The 16,372-nt window shown below is 74.5% G+C and carries 17 protein-coding genes; 8 read left to right on the forward strand and 9 right to left on the reverse strand.

Annotated elements, in window-relative coordinates; genetic code table 11:
* Nucleotides 1–2: 2 nt before the first annotated feature.
* Together glgX and KMZ30_RS01380 are read right to left on the reverse strand one after the other, a co-directional pair.
* A complete protein-coding gene (glgX, locus tag KMZ30_RS01375) occupies nucleotides 3–2,132 on the reverse strand; it encodes a glycogen debranching protein GlgX (RefSeq protein ID WP_215511061.1) in 2,130 nt (709 codons plus the stop codon).
* 59 nt (nucleotides 2,133–2,191) lie between these two features.
* Nucleotides 2,192–3,613 carry an aspartate aminotransferase family protein gene (locus tag KMZ30_RS01380; RefSeq protein WP_215511062.1) on the reverse strand — a complete coding sequence of 474 codons (1,422 nt, stop codon included), beginning with the start codon at nucleotides 3,611–3,613 and terminating at the stop codon, nucleotides 2,192–2,194.
* Nucleotides 3,614–3,808: 195 nt separating this feature from the next.
* Between KMZ30_RS01380 and KMZ30_RS01385 the strand changes: the two genes are divergently transcribed.
* Nucleotides 3,809–4,279 (forward strand): T3SS (YopN, CesT) and YbjN peptide-binding chaperone 1, encoded by a 471-nt coding sequence (locus KMZ30_RS01385; protein ID WP_207023414.1) that lies wholly within the window; start codon nucleotides 3,809–3,811, stop codon nucleotides 4,277–4,279.
* Nucleotides 4,276–5,055: an enoyl-CoA hydratase/isomerase family protein gene (locus KMZ30_RS01390; RefSeq protein WP_215511063.1), complete on the forward strand. Its 780-nt coding sequence runs from the start codon at nucleotides 4,276–4,278 to the stop codon at nucleotides 5,053–5,055. Before KMZ30_RS01385 ends, KMZ30_RS01390 begins: the two co-directional genes overlap by 4 nt.
* A gap of 27 nt (nucleotides 5,056–5,082) precedes the next feature.
* Here the strand turns inward: KMZ30_RS01390 and KMZ30_RS01395 are convergent, their stop codons facing one another.
* From KMZ30_RS01395 to KMZ30_RS01410, 4 genes are read right to left on the reverse strand one after another with little or no spacing between them, the layout of a single operon-like run.
* A complete protein-coding gene (locus KMZ30_RS01395; RefSeq protein WP_215519842.1) occupies nucleotides 5,083–6,351 on the reverse strand; it encodes a DUF2254 domain-containing protein in 1,269 nt (422 codons plus the stop codon).
* A gap of 41 nt (nucleotides 6,352–6,392) precedes the next feature.
* On the reverse strand, nucleotides 6,393–7,073 hold the full coding sequence (locus KMZ30_RS01400) for a zf-HC2 domain-containing protein (RefSeq protein ID WP_215511065.1): 681 nt from the start codon (nucleotides 7,071–7,073) through the stop codon (nucleotides 6,393–6,395).
* Nucleotides 7,070–7,615: a sigma-70 family RNA polymerase sigma factor gene (locus tag KMZ30_RS01405; RefSeq protein WP_215511066.1), complete on the reverse strand. Its 546-nt coding sequence runs from the start codon at nucleotides 7,613–7,615 to the stop codon at nucleotides 7,070–7,072. Before KMZ30_RS01405 ends, KMZ30_RS01400 begins: the two co-directional genes overlap by 4 nt.
* Nucleotides 7,616–7,628: 13 nt before the next feature.
* Complete coding sequence (locus tag KMZ30_RS01410; protein ID WP_215511067.1) at nucleotides 7,629–8,462, reverse strand: DUF4394 domain-containing protein; 834 nt, start codon at nucleotides 8,460–8,462, stop codon at nucleotides 7,629–7,631.
* A 247-nt stretch (nucleotides 8,463–8,709) separates the two neighbouring features.
* Between KMZ30_RS01410 and KMZ30_RS01415 the strand changes: the two genes are divergently transcribed.
* The 5 genes from KMZ30_RS01415 (at nucleotide 8,710) to KMZ30_RS01435 (ending at nucleotide 13,230) form a co-directional block, all read left to right on the forward strand.
* A complete protein-coding gene (locus tag KMZ30_RS01415) occupies nucleotides 8,710–9,498 on the forward strand; it encodes an electron transfer flavoprotein subunit beta/FixA family protein (protein WP_215511068.1) in 789 nt (262 codons plus the stop codon).
* Between the two features lie 32 nt (nucleotides 9,499–9,530).
* A complete protein-coding gene (locus KMZ30_RS01420; RefSeq protein WP_215511069.1) occupies nucleotides 9,531–10,490 on the forward strand; it encodes an electron transfer flavoprotein subunit alpha/FixB family protein in 960 nt (319 codons plus the stop codon).
* A 139-nt stretch (nucleotides 10,491–10,629) separates the two neighbouring features.
* A complete protein-coding gene (locus tag KMZ30_RS01425) occupies nucleotides 10,630–11,814 on the forward strand; it encodes a cysteine desulfurase family protein (RefSeq protein WP_215511070.1) in 1,185 nt (394 codons plus the stop codon).
* Nucleotides 11,814–12,896 carry a tRNA 2-thiouridine(34) synthase MnmA gene (gene mnmA, locus KMZ30_RS01430; protein WP_215511071.1) on the forward strand — a complete coding sequence of 361 codons (1,083 nt, stop codon included), beginning with the start codon at nucleotides 11,814–11,816 and terminating at the stop codon, nucleotides 12,894–12,896. The genes KMZ30_RS01425 and mnmA overlap by 1 nt, the downstream gene beginning before the upstream one ends.
* On the forward strand, nucleotides 12,886–13,230 hold the full coding sequence (locus tag KMZ30_RS01435; protein WP_372447485.1) for a TraR/DksA family transcriptional regulator: 345 nt from the start codon (nucleotides 12,886–12,888) through the stop codon (nucleotides 13,228–13,230). Before mnmA ends, KMZ30_RS01435 begins: the two co-directional genes overlap by 11 nt.
* A 4-nt stretch (nucleotides 13,231–13,234) precedes the next feature.
* Here the strand turns inward: KMZ30_RS01435 and KMZ30_RS01440 are convergent, their stop codons facing one another.
* Nucleotides 13,235–13,429, reverse strand: coding sequence for a hypothetical protein (locus tag KMZ30_RS01440; RefSeq protein WP_215511072.1), 195 nt, complete (start codon nucleotides 13,427–13,429; stop codon nucleotides 13,235–13,237).
* A 109-nt stretch (nucleotides 13,430–13,538) separates the two neighbouring features.
* On the opposite strand from KMZ30_RS01440, the gene KMZ30_RS01445 reads away from it, so the two are divergent.
* Entirely contained in the window at nucleotides 13,539–14,513 is a 975-nt protein-coding gene (locus tag KMZ30_RS01445) for a pirin family protein (RefSeq protein WP_207023396.1), read from the forward strand.
* A 65-nt stretch (nucleotides 14,514–14,578) separates the two neighbouring features.
* Here KMZ30_RS01445 and KMZ30_RS01450 read toward each other — a convergent pair whose 3' ends face one another.
* Entirely contained in the window at nucleotides 14,579–14,860 is a 282-nt protein-coding gene (locus KMZ30_RS01450; RefSeq protein ID WP_215511073.1) for an excalibur calcium-binding domain-containing protein, read from the reverse strand.
* Nucleotides 14,861–14,933: 73 nt separating this feature from the next.
* The gene (gene pdxR, locus KMZ30_RS01455) at nucleotides 14,934–16,355 is read right to left on the reverse strand and encodes a MocR-like pyridoxine biosynthesis transcription factor PdxR (protein WP_215511074.1); all 1,422 of its coding nucleotides are present in this window, start codon (nucleotides 16,353–16,355) and stop codon (nucleotides 14,934–14,936) included.
* Nucleotides 16,356–16,372: the final 17 nt, after the last annotated feature.

The following is a 16,372-nucleotide window of genomic DNA, read 5'->3' on the forward strand; positions in this document are numbered from 1 at the left end:
GCTCAGGCGGGGACGTAGAGGCGCACCGACGGCCCGGGGACGACGACCGTGCCCTCGTGCGGCTCCTCCTCGGGGTGCGGCCGCTCCCGGGTGCTGTCGAAGAGCAGCCGGTGCGCGCCCGCGGGGAGCGTCACGGCCGCGTCGGCCGTGCCGCCCTGCACGACGAGCAGCGCGGCGCTGCTGCCGTCGACGGGGGGCGCGAGGGCCATCTGGAGCACGCGGGTGCCCTCGCCGTGCCAGCGGTCGCCCATCGGCCGGCCGTCGGCGGCGTACCAGGCGACGTCGAGCGTGCCCTCGTCGTCGACCTCGCGGCCGGTCAGCCAGGTGCGCTGGCGCAGGACGGGGAGGGCGCGGCGCAGGGCCAGCAGGTGCCGCGTGGTCTCGAGGAGGTCGGCCTGCCAGGGCGCGAGCCGCCAGTCGACCCACGAGACCTCGGTGTCCTGGCAGTAGGGGTTGTTGTTGCCGCCCTGGCTGCGCCCGATCTCGTCACCGGCCGTCAGCATGGGGACGCCCTGCGAGAGCAGGAGGGTCGCGAGGAGGTTGCGGATGGCCCGCGTCCGGGCGCCGAGCACGCCGGCGTCCTCGCTCGGTCCCTCGACCCCGTGGTTCCACGAGCCGTTGCCGTCGGTGCCGTCGCGGTTGTCCTCGCCGTTGGCCTCGTTGTGCTTGCGGTCGTAGGCGACGAGGTCGGCGAGGGTCATCCCGTCGTGCGCCGTGACGAAGTTGACCGACGCCGTCGGGCCGCGGTCGCGCGCCCCGAAGAGGTCGCGCGAGCCGGACAGCCGGGTCGCGAGCTCGCGCGCGTCGTGCCCGCGCTCGCCGAGCGACTGGGCGCGCACGTCCCCCACCCAGAAGCGCCGGGCGGTGTCGCGGAAGCGGTCGTTCCACTCGAGGAACGGCGGCGGGAACTGCCCCGTGCGCCAGCCGTGCATCCCGAGGTCCCAGGGCTCGGCGACGAGCACGACCCGCGAGAGCACGGGGTCGGTGCGCAGCGCGACGAGGAACGGGTGGTCGGGGTCGTAGTCGTCGCCGCGACCCCGGCCGAGGGCGACGGCGAGGTCGAACCGGAACCCGTCGACGCGGTAGGCCTGCACCCAGTGTCGCAGGCTGTCGAGGACCATCCGGCAGACGACCGGGTGGCGCAGGTCGAGGGTGTTGCCGCAGCCGGTGACGTCGATGTCGCGCCCGCGCTCGTCGAGCCGGTAGTAGGCGCGCTGGTCCAGGCCGCGCCACGAGAGCATCGCCCCCGACCGGCTCTGCTCGGCGGTGTGGTTGTAGACGACGTCGAGGACGACCTCGATGCCCGCCGCGTGGAGCAGCTTGACCATGCCCTTGACCTCGTCGACGACCCCCTGGGGGTCGGACGCGGCGGCGTAGCGCGCGTGCGGCGCCATGAACCCGAGGGTGTTGTAGCCCCAGTGGTTGGTCAGGCCGCGCTGCACGAGGTGGGGCTCGTGGGTGAAGGCGTGGACCGGCAGCAGCTCGACCGTCGTCACCCCGAGCGAGAGCAGGTGCTCGACCGAGGCCGGGTGCGCCAGACCGGCGTACGTGCCGCGCAGGTGCTCCGGCACCCCTGGCAGCAGCATCGTCTGGTTGCGGACGTGCGCCTCGTAGACGACCGTCTCGCTGCGCGAGCGACGCGGCGGGGCGTCGTCGCCCCAGTCGAAGGAGTGGTCGACGACGACGCCGCGCGGGACGTGTCCCCGGCTGTCGAGCGGCGAGCGGTGCTCGAGGTCGCCGCGCCACTGCTCGTCGACGCGGTGGCCGTACACCTCGGGCCCCCACGCCACGTCGCCCTCGACGGCGCCGGCGTAGGGGTCGAGGAGCAGCTTGGCGGGGTTGTGGTGCAGCCCCTGGTCGGGCGACCAGGGGCCGTCGACGCGCACGCCGTAGCGCGTGCCCGGACCCATCCCCGGGACGAAGCCGAACCACCAGCCGTGGGCGCGCTCGCGCAGCGCGACCCGTCGCTCGCTCGTGCCGGCGGTGTCGCCGGGCTCGAAGAGGCAGACGTCGACCGCCTCGGCGTGCCCGGCGTACACGGCGACGTCGGCGCCGCCCGGGACGAGCGTCACCCCGGGGGGCGGCGGCAGGTCGCGGGTCGTCGGCCCGGGCGGGGCGGGGCGGGTGGGCACGGCAGGACCCTAGCCGGGCGGTCGCGCGGGCGTGGTGGTGTCGGCGGTGTCGGTGCGGCTCAGGCGCGCAGGGCCTCGGCGAGCTCGCGGACGTGCTCGACGAGGAGGTCCATGTCCTCGTCGGTGTGCGCGAGCGAGACCAGCCACTGCTCGTCGAGGCCGGGAGGCGTGAGGATGTTGCGGTTGACACCCCACAGCCACGACAGCTCGGCCATCGCGAAGTCCGTCGCCTTGTAGTCGCGGTAGGTGCGCACCGGCGACGTCGACCACGTGACGCAGCCCTTGACGCCGAGGCCGACGGTGTGGGCCGGCAGCTCGAAGGTGTCGATGACGTCGTCGATGGCCGAGAGGGCGCGGACGTTGATCGCCTCGGTGGCGGCGAGGGCCTCGGGGGTGCAGATCTCGTCGACGGCCTTCGCGGCGGCCATGACGAGCGGGTTGCCGTTGTAGGTGCCGAAGTGCGCCATCCGGCCGTCGACCACGACCTCCATGACCTCGCGGCGGCCACCGAACGCGGCGAGCGGCAGGCCGCCACCGATCGACTTGGCGAGGGTGATGAGGTCGGGCTTGACGCCGAGGCGCTGCGCGGCGCCCGCGTAGCCGGCGGTGAGCCCGGTCTTCACCTCGTCGAACAGCAGGACGACGCCGTGCTCGTCGCACAGCTCCCGGACACCGGCGAGGTAGCCGGCGTCGGGGACGACGATCGAGAGGTTCTCGACGACGGGCTCGACGACCATGACGGCGATCTCGCGGCCGTGCTCGACGAGGATCGCGCGCAGGCGGTCGAGGTCGTTGTAGGGGACGACGTGGACGGTGCCGGCCTCGACGTCGAACGGCACCTCGGGCACGGGGGCCTCGGCCGGGCCGATGTCCTCGAGCGCGGGCTTGACCGACACCTGGAGGGCGTCGTAGCCGCCGTGGTAGCCGCCCTCGATCTTCACGACGGCCTTGCGGCCGGTGTAGGCGCGGGCGGCGCGGATCGCGTACATGAGCGACTCGGTGCCGGAGTTGGTGAAGCGGATCATGTCGAGGCCGAAGCGCTCGCAGAACCGCTCGCTCATCTCGGTGGCCTGCGGGGACGGGGTGACGAACAGGGTGCCGGTGTCGGTCAGCGCGCGCTGCACGTGCTCGACGACGGTCGGGTTGAGGTGGCCGACGAGCATCGCGCCGAAGCCCATCGACAGGTCGAGCATCCGGCGGCCGTCGACGTCGGTCAGCCAGGCGCCGCGGGCGGAGGCGACCGAGACGGGGTAGGGGTCCCAGTGCTGGAAGGAGGAGGTGACGCCGAGCGGCAGGGTGCGCGCAGCGCGGGTGTTGTGCTCGCCGGAGGCCGGGGTGCTCGCCGCGAAGCGCTCCCACTCGGCCGCGAGGAGGGACTCGACGCGGGCCGGGTCGACCGGGCGGCTGCTCGCCGGGAGGCGGCGGTAGGTGGCCGGGTCGTGGGCGGGGTACGGGCGGGCCGGGGTCTCGGTCGCGGACATCGTCGCTGCTCCTGGGGTGGTGGAATCCGTGGCGACGGGGCCGTCAGGCTACCCATCACAGAGGTCTAGGGGCGAATGTACTACCGGATCCGGGGTCGGGGCGAGTCCTGAGGGCCGGATCGTGCCTCGACGGCGCCCCTCGTCCGGCCCACCCGGCCCGGTCGCGCCCTCGGGTGCGGTCGATACGGTGGGGCCATGACCGACCCCACCTCGCTGCCCAACTTCCCGCCGCCCGCGAACGAGCACCCGCTGCGCGGCCGGGTCCTCGACGTCCTCGTCGACCTCGGGCTCGCCCCGAACCTCGACGGCGACGGTGACGTGGCCTTCACGGTCAACGACCAGCAGCTCTTCGTCCGCTGCACCGAGGGCGACGTCGAGATCATGCGCCTGTTCGGCCAGTGGCAGATCCAGGACGAGCTGACCGCCGACCGCCTCAAGCTCCACGAGACGTGCAACGAGATCAACCTGCACATGAACCACGTGAAGACCGGCATCGCGGGCACGACCCTCGTCGTCACCGGCGAGCACGTCGTCACCCCGGGCGCCGACCTCTCGACGCTCACCCAGGTCTCGATCCAGGTCGTCCTCTCCGCCGTCCACCTGTGGCACCAGCGCATCCTCGGCATCGACCCCGAGACCGGCCAGCCGATCGAGGACGGGCAGTGACCGACCTCGTCCGCCTCGAGGTCGCGGACGGCATCGGGACCATCCGGCTGGACCGGCCGCCGATGAACGCGCTCAACGCGGAGATCCAGCACGGCCTCGTCGCCGCGTGCCGCGAGGCCGCGGAGCGCCGCGACGTCGCCGCCGTCGTCGTCTGGGGCGGCGAGAAGGTCTTCGCCGCGGGCGCCGACATCAAGGAGATGGAGACGATGTCGTACACCGACATGGTCGACCACTCCGCGCTGCTCCAGGACTTCACGAAGGCGCTCGCCGGGCTGCCGAAGCCGACCGTCGCCGCCGTCACCGGGTACGCCCTGGGCGGCGGCTGCGAGGTCGCGCTCGCGTGCGACTGGCGGGTCGCCGCCGACGACGCGAAGCTCGGCCAGCCCGAGATCAACCTCGGCATCATCCCCGGGGCCGGCGGCACGCAGCGCCTCGCGCGCCTCGTCGGACCGGCCAAGGCCAAGGACCTCGTGTTCTCCGGTCGCTTCGTCGACGCGCAGGAGGCGCTGGCCATCGGCCTCGTCGACCGCGTCGTCCCGGCCGCCGAGGTGTACGAGACGGCCCGCTCTTTGGTCGCTCGCTACGTCGGCGGCCCCGCGTACGCCCTGAGCGCCGCGAAGGAGGCCATCGATCGGGGCCTCGAGGTCGACCTCGAGACCGGTCTCGAGATCGAGCGCGTGCTCTTCGCCGGCCTCTTCGCGACGAAGGACCAGTCCACCGGGATGCGCCACTTCGTCGAGAAGGGCAAGGGCCCGGCCCCCTTCGAGGGCGCCTGACCCGCCGGCGTCACCCTGCCCGGGGCGTCACGCCATCCGACGCAGCCCGGCGAGCTTGGCGGCGGCGGTCGCGGCGTGCTCCGGGCGCCCGTCGGCGACGAGGTCCTCGAGCAGGTCCTCGATGCGCCGGGGCACCTGGAGCCCGTCCCGGCCGTAGTGCCAGACCTCGTCGAGCGCGAGGTCGAGGAGGCGGGCGAAGGTCGTCGGGCGGTCGACGACGCGGACCGCGCCCGACCCGTCCACGAGGTGGGGTGACGGGTCCGGGCGCAGCGCGGCGACCCGCAGGATGCGGTGCAGGTCGTCGAGGACCTGCACGGCCGTCGTCGGGTCGTTGACCCCGGGGGAGAGGGCCCGCTCGGCGATGTCGACGAGCTGGCGCACCCCGAACTCGGGGTCCTGGGTCATGCTGCGTTCCCGGCCGAGCCCGATCGCCTCGCGGACGGACTCGGTGAGGTCGTCGTCGCGGTGACCCCCGTGGACGACCGCGAGCACCTGGCCGCGGTGCCGGACCTCGCCGAGGCGGGTGCGCAGCTCGACGACCGCGCCGGCCCGCTCGGCGCACTCGACGAGTGCGCTGAGGTGCACCCGCGAGACGACGCCGTGGTCCGACCCCGTCGTCACCGTCACCCCCGGCCCGTCGCCCTGCGACCACGTCGGGGGCACTGCCGAGGTGTCGTCCCACTCCTGCGCCGACCCGCGCTCCAGCGCCTCGACCGTGAGCCGCGCGATCCGGTCGACGACCTGGTCGACACGGATGGAGTCGGTGATGTGGTGGATGAACGCGAGGAAGAGGGCGACGCTCGCGAGGACCAGCAGGAAGGCGACGGTCACCGACAGCTGCGGCACGAACGGCCCGTCACCCCCGCGCACGTCGCGCAGCACCATGAGCGCGAAGACGAACGAGGAGATGAAGACACCGAGGGTCACCTGGACCACACGGCTGCCGAGGAACGTGGAGAGCAGCCGCGGCGTGAACTGGCTGCTCGCCAGCTGCATGACGACCATCGTGATCGAGAAGACCAGCCCGGTCACCGAGATCATCGCGCTGGCGATCGTCCCGAGCAGGCTGCGCGCGGAGTCCGCGTTGCCGCCGAAGAGGACGTCGACGTCGCCGAGCAGGTGCTCGTCGACGAGGGGGAGGGTGGCACCGGCGAGCACCGTCACGACGACGACGGCGGAGGGGAGCGCCCAGAAGGGGCGCCACAGCGACTCCCACCAGCCGACGGTGACGGGGTCCCCGACGGGCCCGACGGTGCGTCGCACGGTGCCCGGCCCGGTACCGCTCTCGTCGCTCATCCATCGATCCTGTCAGACCGTCGGGGGCGTGGCGCGGACCGTCAGGCGCGGGGGAAGGAGGAGCGGACGAGGACCCGGCCGTCGTCGCCGAGGACCTCGAAGCCGCTCGCGCGCTCGCGCAGCACCGACGAGTTGAGGTTGCAGCGCATGGTGCGCTCGCCCGTGCCGACGAACTCGCCGGCCGGGAACTGCGTGCCGTCCGGCCCGAGGACCACGACGCGGTAGCGGTCCCCGGCGGTGAAGCCGCGCGCCGTGAGCCTGACCTCGACCCCCCAGGTGTGGGGGACCAGCCCGGCGGACGCGACGACCCCCGGGGCGCCGACGGCGACCGGGACGGCCTCGAGCGGGACCGCCGGGGCCGCGGGCTCGGCCACGAGACGCGTCACGCCGAGGGTGAGGACCGCACCGACCGCGGCCGCGACGAGCAGCGTCCCGGCCCGACGGGCAGCGCCACCCGGACGAGATCCGCGCCGGGCGTCGGCGGCCACCGCCGCGGAGACCCGGTCGCCGAGGTCGGCGGGCGGCAGCGGGAGGGCCGGCAGGGAGCCGCGCAGCCCGGTCAGCGCAGCGGCGACCGGGGCGAGTGCGGCGAGCTCGGCGGTGCAGGAGGCGCACCCGTCGAGGTGCGCCTCGAGCGCCGGGACCTCGTCCGGGGGGAGGTCGCCGAGGACGTACGGACCGAGGGCCGTCCGCAGCGCCTCGTGGTCGGTCGGCGTGCTCATCGCTCCACTCCCATCTCCTCCATCGCGACCCGCAGGGCCTTGAGACCGTAGAAGACCCTGCTGCGCAGCGTGCTCTCCGGGATGCCCAGCTCGGCCGCGACCTCGCCGTAGGGCCGGCCGGCGAGGTGGGTCTCGGTGAGCGCCTGCCGGTGGGCCTCGCCGAGGCGGCCGAGCGCCTCCTCGACGAGCCACGTGTGCAGCAGGGCGTCCCACCCGTCGGTCGCGGGCGCCGCGCCCTCGAGCCCTTCGTGGTCGGCGAGGTCGCGCAGCCACGGACGCGCCTGACGGACCCGGTGCAGGTCGATGACGACGTTGCGGGCGATGCCGAACAGCCACGTGCGCAGTGCCGCGACCGCCGGGTCGTAGCGCTCCCGGGCCCGCCAGGCGCGCAGGAAGGTCTCCTGGACGGCGTCCTGCGCCAGGCCACCGTCGCCGAGGCCGCGCAGCGCGAACCGGTAGAGCTCCGCGCCGTGCGCCGCGTACGCCGCCCGGACGTCCTCCTCGGTGAGCGAGGAGGACGTCCGGGGGCGGCGCACGAGCATCCGACGGCCTCGGTCAGCGACCCGTCGGGACCGCGAGGTCGAGCACCTGGGCGCCCCGCGGGAACCAGCCCTCCCGGGTGGCCTTCCCGGTGAGCAGGTCGACGCGGTACAGACCGGCCTTCCCGTCGACCTCGAGCGCGGCGTACGCACGGTTCTTCCGGTCGATGTCCATGCCACCGCGGGTGGCGTCGACGCCGAGCGAGCCCGTCGGGGCCAGCGATCCGGCGTTGGCCGGCGACTGGACGACCACCTGGTCGGCCTTCGTGTCGATGTCGAAGAGCGTCGTCGCGGTCGCGGCGTCGGTGTCCGGGTTGGTGTACGCGGCGGCGGTCACGCCCGTGGACGCCGTGGTCGCGCCGGTGACGTTGAGCGGGGTGTCGGCGATCGTCGTGCCGCCGGGGTTCACGTCGTGGCGCAGGTTCTGGCCGGTGTCGCTGATGACGCGCAGGCGGTCGGCCGCGGGGTTGAAGTCGACGCCGAAGTGCTTGCCGTCGAGGGCGACCGTGAGCCGGTTGACGAGCGTGGCCCTCGGGGCCTTGGTGAAGAGCAGGCGCCGCTCGGGGACGGTCACCGTGTAGACACCGCCGCGGTCGCCGACGGCGTAGAGGCGCCCGTCGGCCGGACGGTGGTCGATGCCGAGGAGGCGCGTGTCCCGGGTCAGGCCGGTGACCGCACCCAGCGTGCGCGCCGAGCCCGGTCGGTCGAGGTCGACGGCGACGAGCGTCTTCGCACCCGCCAGCCCGACGGCGTCGGGGGAGGGCAGGAGGGTGGCGGTGGCGGCGGGCGCCATCGGGAGGGCGAGGGCGGCGGTGAGGACGCCGGCGGCGGCGAGGCGGGTGCGGTGCATCGGGAGCTCCTTCGGTCCGTGGGCTGGTACCGGTGGATACGGGGCCCGGCGCGCGCCTGTTGAACGCCGTCGCAGGTTTCTTCGGCGCGCCGTCGTGCGCCGGATGGCCGCGGGACCCTCGACGGGGTGGTGACCGTCACGCCGGCCGGGTGGTGAACGAGCGCTCACCGGCTGAGAGGATGGGAGGCGTTGTGCGCCGGAGACCCCCGGGCGCAAGACCCCCACGACACGAAGGGACGAGGGACGGATGAACATCGTCGTCTGCGTCAAGTACGTCCCGGACGCCCAGTCCGACCGGACGTTCCAGGAGTCCGACAACACCGTCGACCGCGCCGTCGACGGCCTGCTCTCCGAGCTCGACGAGTACGCCGTCGAGGAGGCCCTCAAGATCGTCGAGGCCGCCGGCGACGGTGAGGTCACCGTCGTGACGGTCGGCCCCGAGGCCGCCGCCGACGCGCTGAAGAAGGCCCTCCAGATGGGCGCCCACAAGGCGGTCCACGTGCAGGACGAGGCCATCCACGGCTCGGACGCCGTCGGCACCTCGCTCGTCCTCGCGAAGGCCGTCGAGAAGGCGACCGACGGCAGCCCCGAGCTCGTCCTCACCGGGATGTCCTCGACCGACGGCGTCATGGGCGTCGTGCCCGCGATGCTCGCCGAGCGCCTCGGCCTGCCGCAGGTCACGTACGCCTCGGAGCTGACCGTCGGCGACGGCCGCGTCACCATCCGCCGAGACGGCGACGTCGCCTCCGAGACGATCGAGGCGTCGCTGCCGGCCCTCGTCTCGGTCACCGACCAGATCAACGAGCCGCGCTACCCCTCCTTCAAGGGGATCATGGCGGCCAAGAAGAAGCCGGTCGAGACGTGGTCGCTGGCCGACCTCGGCGTCGACGCCGGTGACGTGGGCCTCGGCGCCGCGTGGACCTCGGTCGTCGCGTTCGCCAAGCGCCCGCCGCGCGAGCAGGGCCAGATCGTCACCGACGAGGGCGAGGGCGGCGCGAAGCTCGCCGAGTTCCTCAGCGCCCAGAAGTTCCTCTGACCGCGGCCGCCCGAGACCAGGAGCACAGACAGATGGCTGAAGTACTCGTCCTCGCCGACCACGCCGGGGGGCGCCTGCGCAAGGCGACCGCCGAGCTGCTGACCCTCGCCCGCCGCCTCGGCGAGCCCTCCGCGGTGCACATCGGCCCCGGCGCCGAGACCGCGCAGAAGACCTACGCCAAGTACGGCGCGCACAAGGTGTACGTCGTCGACGACGCCGACGCGGCGAGCTACCTCGTGGCCCCGCAGGCCGAGGTCCTCGCGCAGCTCATCGAGAAGACCTCTCCCGCAGCCGTGCTCATCCCGAGCAACGCCGCCGGCAAGGAGATCGCCGCCCGCCTGGCCATCAAGGCCGGCTCCGGGATGATCACCGACGCCGTCGACGTCCGCGCGGGCGAGGACGGCACGCCGGAGACGACGCAGTCGGTCTTCGCCGGCTCGTACACCGTGACCGCGAAGGTCACGACCGGCACGCCGATCATCTGCGTCAAGCCGAACTCGGCCTCCATCGAGGCCGCGCCCGAGGCCGGCGCGGTCGAGGCCGTCGAGGTGAGCGTCAGCGACGCCGCGAAGGCGGCCCGCATCACCGACTCGCAGCCGAAGAAGGCGACCGGGCGCCCGGAGCTGACCGAGGCGGCCATCGTCGTCTCCGGCGGCCGCGGCACCGGCGGCGACTTCTCGCCCGTCGAGGAGTTCGCCGACAGCCTCGGCGCCGCGGTCGGCGCGAGCCGCGCGGCGGTCGACGCCGGCTGGTACCCGCACAGCAACCAGGTGGGGCAGACGGGCAAGCAGGTCTCGCCGCAGCTGTACGTCGCGGCCGGCATCTCGGGCGCCATCCAGCACCGCGCGGGCATGCAGACGTCCAAGACGATCGTCGCCGTCAACAAGGACGAGGAGGCGCCGATCTTCGAGCTCGTCGACTTCGGCGTCGTCGGCGACCTCTTCTCGGTCCTCCCGCAGGCCACGACCGAGGTCAAGAAGCGCAAGGGCTGACCCGACCACCGCTCACGAGGCGGTCTCGTCGCGCGCGAGCGCGACAGGTGAGGGGCGAGCGATCCGCTCGCCCCTCTGCCGTGCCCGGGGCGACTCCGGCGGCGGGTGGGGCCACCCCCGAAACGTAGACTCGACCCTCGTGACGCACTACCTCGACCACGCGGCGACCACGCCGATGCTCCCCGCCGCGGTCGAGGCGTTCGTCGAGTCGGCGGGCCGGGTCGGCAACCCCTCCTCGCTGCACACCTCGGGTCGCGCCGCGCGCAAGACCGTGGAGGAGTCGCGCGAGCGGATCGCCGCGGCCCTGGGCGCCCGACCCTCGGAGGTCGTCTTCACCTCGGGCGGGACAGAGGCCGACAACCTCGCGGTCAAGGGCACCTGGCTCGCCCGCCGGGACGCCGACCCCCGCCGGGTGCGGGTGGTGGCCAGCGCCATCGAGCACCACGCGGTGCTCGACCCCGTCGAGCACCTCGTCGAGCGGCGCGGGGCCAGGGTCTCGTGGCTCGAGCCCGACCGCTGCGGGCACCTGTCGGCGGACGACCTCGCTTCCCTGCTCGCCGAGCACGTCGACGACACCGCGCTCGTGTCGGTCATGTGGGCCAACAACGAGGTCGGTACCGTGCAGCCGGTGGCCGCGCTGGCCGCCGCCGCGCGCGCCCACGGCGTCCCCTTCCACACCGACGCCGTCCAGGCGGTCGGGCACCTGCCGGTGCGCTTCGACGACTCCGGCGCCGACCTGATGACCGTCACCGCGCACAAGCTCGGCGGCCCCCTCGGGGTGGGGGCGCTGGTCGCGCGTCGCGACGCCGTCCTGGTCCCGCAGCTCCACGGCGGCGGCCAGGAGCGCCAGGTCCGCAGCGGGACCCTCGACGCCCCCGCGGTCCACGCGTTCGCCGTCGCGCTCGACCACGCGGTCGCCACCCGCGACGTCGAGGCCAAGCGGGTCATGGCGTTGCGCGACCGCCTCGTCGAGGGCGCGCTCGCGCTCGACCTCGGCATCACGGTGAGCGGCTGCTGGCGCCCGGGGGACGCCGAGGGCCGCCTGCCCGGCAACGCCCACCTCCTCGTCCCCGGCTGCGAGGGCGACTCGCTGCTCTACCTCCTCGACGCGGCCGGGGTGGAGTGCAGCACCGGCTCGGCGTGCCAGGCCGGCGTGCCGCAGCCCAGCCACGTCCTCCTCGCGATGGGCCACGACGAGACCGCGGCTCGCGGCGCGCTGCGCCTCACCCTCGGGCACACCTCGACCGACGCCGACGTCGACGCCGTCCTCGCCGCCCTCCCCGGCGTCGTCGAGCGGGCCCGGCGGGCCGGCGGGCTGCTCTGATGCGCGTCGTCGCCGCGATGTCCGGCGGGGTCGACTCCGCGGTCGCCGCCGCCCGGATGCTCGACGCCGGCCACGAGGTGGTCGGCGTGCACCTCGCCCTCTCGCGCTCGGCCGCGACGCTGCGCGAGTCGGCCCGGGGCTGCTGCACCCTCGAGGACGCCGGGGACGCGCGCCGGGTCGCGGACCGCCTCGGCATCCCGTTCTACGTCTGGGACCTCGCCGCCCGGTTCGAGCGCGACGTCGTCGAGGACTTCGTCGCCGAGTACGCCGCCGGGCGCACCCCGAACCCGTGCCTGCGGTGCAACGAGAAGATCAAGTTCGCCGGCCTGCTCGACAAGGCGCTCGCCCTCGGGTTCGACACCGTCGCCACGGGCCACTACGCGCGCGTCGTCGAGGGGCCGGCGGGGCGCGAGCTGCACCGGGCGGTCGACACGGCCAAGGACCAGTCCTACGTCCTCGGCGTCCTCGACGCCGGCCAGCTGGCCCGTGCGTTCTTCCCGCTCGGTGACCTCACGAAGCCGCAGGTGCGCGAGGAGGCCGCCGAGCGCGGGTTCTCGGTGGCCCGCAAGCCGGACAGCCACGACATCTGCTTCATCCCGGACGGTGACACCCGCGGCTTCCTCGGCCGGCGCCTGGGGGAGCGGCCGGGTGAGCTCGTCGACGCGGTGAGCGGTGAGGTCGTCGGCGAGCACGCCGGCGCGCACGGCTTCACGGTCGGCCAGCGCCGCGGGCTCGGCATCGACCGCTCCCGCCTCGACGGCGACCCCCGCTACGTCGTCGAGGTGGACGCGCCCCGCAACCGCGTGCTCGTCGGCACGGCCGACCTGCTCGGCGTCGACGTCGTCGAGGGGGCGCACCTGCGCTGGTGCGGCCCGGCGCCCACGGGAGAGGTCGCCGTCGGGGCGCAGGTGCGGGCCCACGGCGAGGAGGTGCCCGCGACCGCCGCGGTCGACGGCGACGCGGTCCGCGTGCGGCTGGAGCGACGGCTGCGCGGGGTCGCACCCGGCCAGTCGGTCGTGCTCTACGACGGCACCCGGGTCGTCGGGTCCGCGACGATCACGGGGACCTCGCGTGCCGCCTGAGGCCACCCCCGCCGAGCGGCTGCTCGCCGAGCGGGCGGACCTCCTCGAACGGCTCGCGGGGATGGAGGCCGACATGGATCGCCTCGTCGAGGCCTCGCAGGACTCCAACGCCGACGACGAGCACGACCCGGAGGGGCAGACCATCGCGTACGAGCGCTCGCAGCTGGCGGCTCTGACCGACGGGCAGCGCGAGCACCTCGCCGAGCTCGACGCCGCGCTGCGACGCGTGGACGACGGCACCTACGGCGTGTGCTCGGTGTGCGGCGAGCCGATCCCGGCGGGTCGGCTCGAGGCCCGGCCGACGGCCCGCACCTGCGTGCGGCACGCGGGCTGACGGGTCAGCCGTCGCGGCGGCGTCGGCCCCCGAGGAAGGCCAGGGCGAGCCCGGCGAACGCCACGAGCGGGCCGACGACGGCCCAGAAGGTCACGCCGGTCATCGGGCTGCCGCCGACGTAGCCGAGGCCCTGGAGCATCCAGAGCAGGCCGACGAGCACGAGGACGGCGCCGAGGACGACGGACACGGAGCGGCTCATGCGTCGAAGGCTAACCCGTGCCCCGGGTCGCGGAATAGTTGAACTGTCAACTACTGTTGGACGCGGTGACCCTCCACCCCGGAGGATGACCACGAGGAGCGTGAGTGACATGCCGGCCGTGACCGTCGAGAACATCCTGACCCTGCCCCGGGTCTCCGAGCCCCTGCCCACGGCGGTGTCCCGCCCGGTGCGCTCGGTGACCACCGCCCCGCAGGGCTTCGAGGGCGAGGGGTTCCCGGTGCGCCGCGCGTTCGCCGGCGTCGACCTCGCCGCCCTCGACCCCTTCATCCACATGGACCAGATGGGTGAGGTCGAGTACGCCCCGGGCGAGCCCAAGGGCACCGCGTGGCACCCGCACCGCGGCTTCGAGACCGTCACGTACATCATCGACGGCTCGTTCGTGCACCGCGACAGCCACGGTGGCGGCGGCGTCATCACCAACGGCGACACCCAGTGGATGACGGCCGGCTCCGGCCTCCTCCACATCGAGGTCCCGCCGGAGGAGCTCGTCGTCAGCGGCGGCCTCTTCCACGGCCTCCAGCTGTGGGTCAACCTGCCGGCGGCGCAGAAGATGTCGGCGCCGCGCTACCAGGACATCCGTGGCGGCGACGTCGCGCTCCTGTCCAGCCCCGACGGCGGCGCGCTCGTGCGCGTCATCGCCGGCGAGCTCGACGGGCACGAGGGCCCGGGCATCACGCACACGCCCATCACCGCGCTCCACGTCACCGTGGCGCCCGGCGCGCGGGTGCGGCTGCCGTGGAACCCGGCCTACAACGCGCTCGTGTACTCGCTCAACGGCAACGGCTCGGTCGGCCCCGACAGGCGTCCGCTGCGGATGGGCCAGCTCGCGGTGCTCGGTGGCGGCGACGTCGTCGAGGTCGGCGCGGACGAGAGCCAGGAGAGCCGCAGCCCGAGCCTCGACCTCTACATCCTCGGTGGGCGCCCGATCCGCGAGCCCGTCGCGGCGTACGGCCCGTTCGTCATGAACACCCGCGCCGAGCTCATCCAGGCGTTCGAGGACTTCCAGGCCGGTCGCCTCGGGACCATCCCGAGCGAGCCGCACCCGGGCCACGACGTGCTCTGACCGCGCGGACGACGACGCCCCCGGTACCTCACGGTGCCGGGGGCGTCGTCGTGCGGCGACGCGGCTCAGCGCTTCTCGCAGGCGATGCCGTCCTTGTCGCGGTCGAGACCCTTGTTGGCCCGCATCGCCTGGGCGTAGAGCGAGTCGCTCTTGCGGAAGGTCGTGACCGGCCGGCCCGACGTGCGGTCTCTGGCCTTCACCTTGCCCACCCCGTGCGGGTACTTCTTGTTGACGCTCGTGCAGTTCTTCCACGTGCCGGTGACGGCGCCCGCGGGCGCGGCCGGTCCGACGGTGAGCGCGACGGCAACCGCTGCGCCGACGGCTGCTGCGCCGGACTTCCTGGACATGACGGGTCCTTCCCTCCCTGGTGTCGAAGGACCGACGCTATCGGCCGGGACGCCTGCGGCGCAGGCGAACCGGTCAGCCCGCCATCACGCCGGCGAGGAGTTCGACCGCGGCACGCGCCGACGAATCGGGCAGGCCGGCGTAGCAGACGACGAGGCCGCGCACGTCCGACTCCACCGCGTAGGCCGACAGCGGGCTGACCTCGACACCGACCCGTGAGCAGCGCCGGGCGACCTCGTGGTCGTCGGTGCCGTCCGGCAGGCGCAGCACGACGTGCAGGCCGGCGTCGACGCCCTCGAGGACGGCGTCCGGCATCCGGTCGGCGACCGCGGCGACGAACGCCCCGCGGCGGGCCGCGTACGTCCGGCTCGCGCGCGCGTGATGGGCGGCGAGGGCGCCGGACGACACCAGCTCGGCGAGCGCGAGACCGGTCGCCTCGTTGACGACGAGGCCACGTGACTCGACGGCCACGCGGAAGGCGTTGCGCAGGTGCCGGGGCACGGCGACCCAGGCCACGCGCAGCGACGGCGCGAGCAGCTTGGAGGCGGTGCCCACGTAGGCCACGTGGTCCTGCGCGCCGGGCAGCGAGCGGAGCGCGGGGAGCGGGGAGACGTCGTAGCGGAACTCCCCGTCGTAGTCGTCCTCGACGACGAGCCCACCGGTCGTGCGGGCCCAGTCGAGCAGCGCGACGCGCCGGGTGACGGGCATCCGCGCACCGAGCGGGTACTGGTGCGACGGCGTGACGTACACGGCGCGGGCGTCGGCCGGCAGCAGGGCCGGGTCCAGGCCGTCGGCGTCGACGGGCACGGGGTGCGTCCGCGCCCCTTCCGCGGCGAACGCGGTCCATGCCTCGACGTAGCCGGGGTCCTCGAGGGCGACCGTCCGGCCCACGAGGCCGAACGCCTCGGGCAGCGCACGCAGCGAGCCGCCGACCCCGGGCACGACGAAGAGGTCGTCCGGGTCCACGACGACACCGCGGCTGCGGCGCAGGTGGTCGGCGAGGACGCCCCGGAGGAGCGTGTGGCGCGGGACCTCGCCGGCGTCGTTGCCCGGCAGCGCGTCGCCGACCGCCCGCCACGCGCGCCGCCACGCCGCGCGGTCCAGCAGCGAGGTGTCGGGGCGCCCCGGGCGCAGGTCGAAGCGTGGGCCGGCGGCCGGCCGCGCGGGGGAGGCCACGGGCTCGCGGCCGGGCTCGGGGACGTGGGTGGCCGCCCCGCCGCGCGCGGCGGCGTCGGCCCCGGCCGCGACGACGGCGCCCGACCCGGCCCGGGAGACGACGAATCCGGCCGCGGCGAGCTCGTCGTAGGCCGCGACGACGGGGCCGCGGGAGACGCCGAGGGCGGTTGCCAGGGTCCGGGTGGAGGGGAGCGTGTCCCCGGGGCGCAGCCGACCGGAGCGCAGGGCGTCGACGACCGCGTCGGCCACCCGGTGCCGCAGCGGCGCGGACGAGACCGCGAGGCGCAGGGGCACGTCGACGGCGCGGGGGGAGCGGGCCACGGGCCGCACCATACCGG

Origin of the sequence: Phycicoccus mangrovi (assembly GCF_018729305.1) — a bacterium.
Classification (GTDB): Bacteria; Actinomycetota; Actinomycetes; order Actinomycetales; family Dermatophilaceae; genus Phycicoccus; species Phycicoccus jejuensis.

Excerpts from the sequence above, each read along its gene's own strand:
- KMZ30_RS01380 (WP_215511062.1), bottom strand. The coding sequence starts at position 3,613 with ATGTCCGCGACCGAGACCCCGGCCCGCCCGTACCCCGCCCACGACCCG.
- mnmA (WP_215511071.1), top strand. The coding sequence starts at position 11,814 with ATGCGCGTCGTCGCCGCGATGTCCGGCGGGGTCGACTCCGCGGTCGCC.
- KMZ30_RS01440 (WP_215511072.1), bottom strand. The coding sequence starts at position 13,429 with ATGAGCCGCTCCGTGTCCGTCGTCCTCGGCGCCGTCCTCGTGCTCGTC.
- KMZ30_RS01445 (WP_207023396.1), top strand. The coding sequence starts at position 13,539 with ATGCCGGCCGTGACCGTCGAGAACATCCTGACCCTGCCCCGGGTCTCC.
- KMZ30_RS01400 (WP_215511065.1), bottom strand. The coding sequence starts at position 7,073 with ATGAGCACGCCGACCGACCACGAGGCGCTGCGGACGGCCCTCGGTCCG.
- KMZ30_RS01450 (WP_215511073.1), bottom strand. The coding sequence starts at position 14,860 with ATGTCCAGGAAGTCCGGCGCAGCAGCCGTCGGCGCAGCGGTTGCCGTC.
- KMZ30_RS01385 (WP_207023414.1), top strand. The coding sequence starts at position 3,809 with ATGACCGACCCCACCTCGCTGCCCAACTTCCCGCCGCCCGCGAACGAG.
- KMZ30_RS01420 (WP_215511069.1), top strand. The coding sequence starts at position 9,531 with ATGGCTGAAGTACTCGTCCTCGCCGACCACGCCGGGGGGCGCCTGCGC.
- KMZ30_RS01415 (WP_215511068.1), top strand. The coding sequence starts at position 8,710 with ATGAACATCGTCGTCTGCGTCAAGTACGTCCCGGACGCCCAGTCCGAC.
- KMZ30_RS01395 (WP_215519842.1), bottom strand. The coding sequence starts at position 6,351 with ATGAGCGACGAGAGCGGTACCGGGCCGGGCACCGTGCGACGCACCGTC.
- KMZ30_RS01405 (WP_215511066.1), bottom strand. The coding sequence starts at position 7,615 with ATGCTCGTGCGCCGCCCCCGGACGTCCTCCTCGCTCACCGAGGAGGAC.
- KMZ30_RS01410 (WP_215511067.1), bottom strand. The coding sequence starts at position 8,462 with ATGCACCGCACCCGCCTCGCCGCCGCCGGCGTCCTCACCGCCGCCCTC.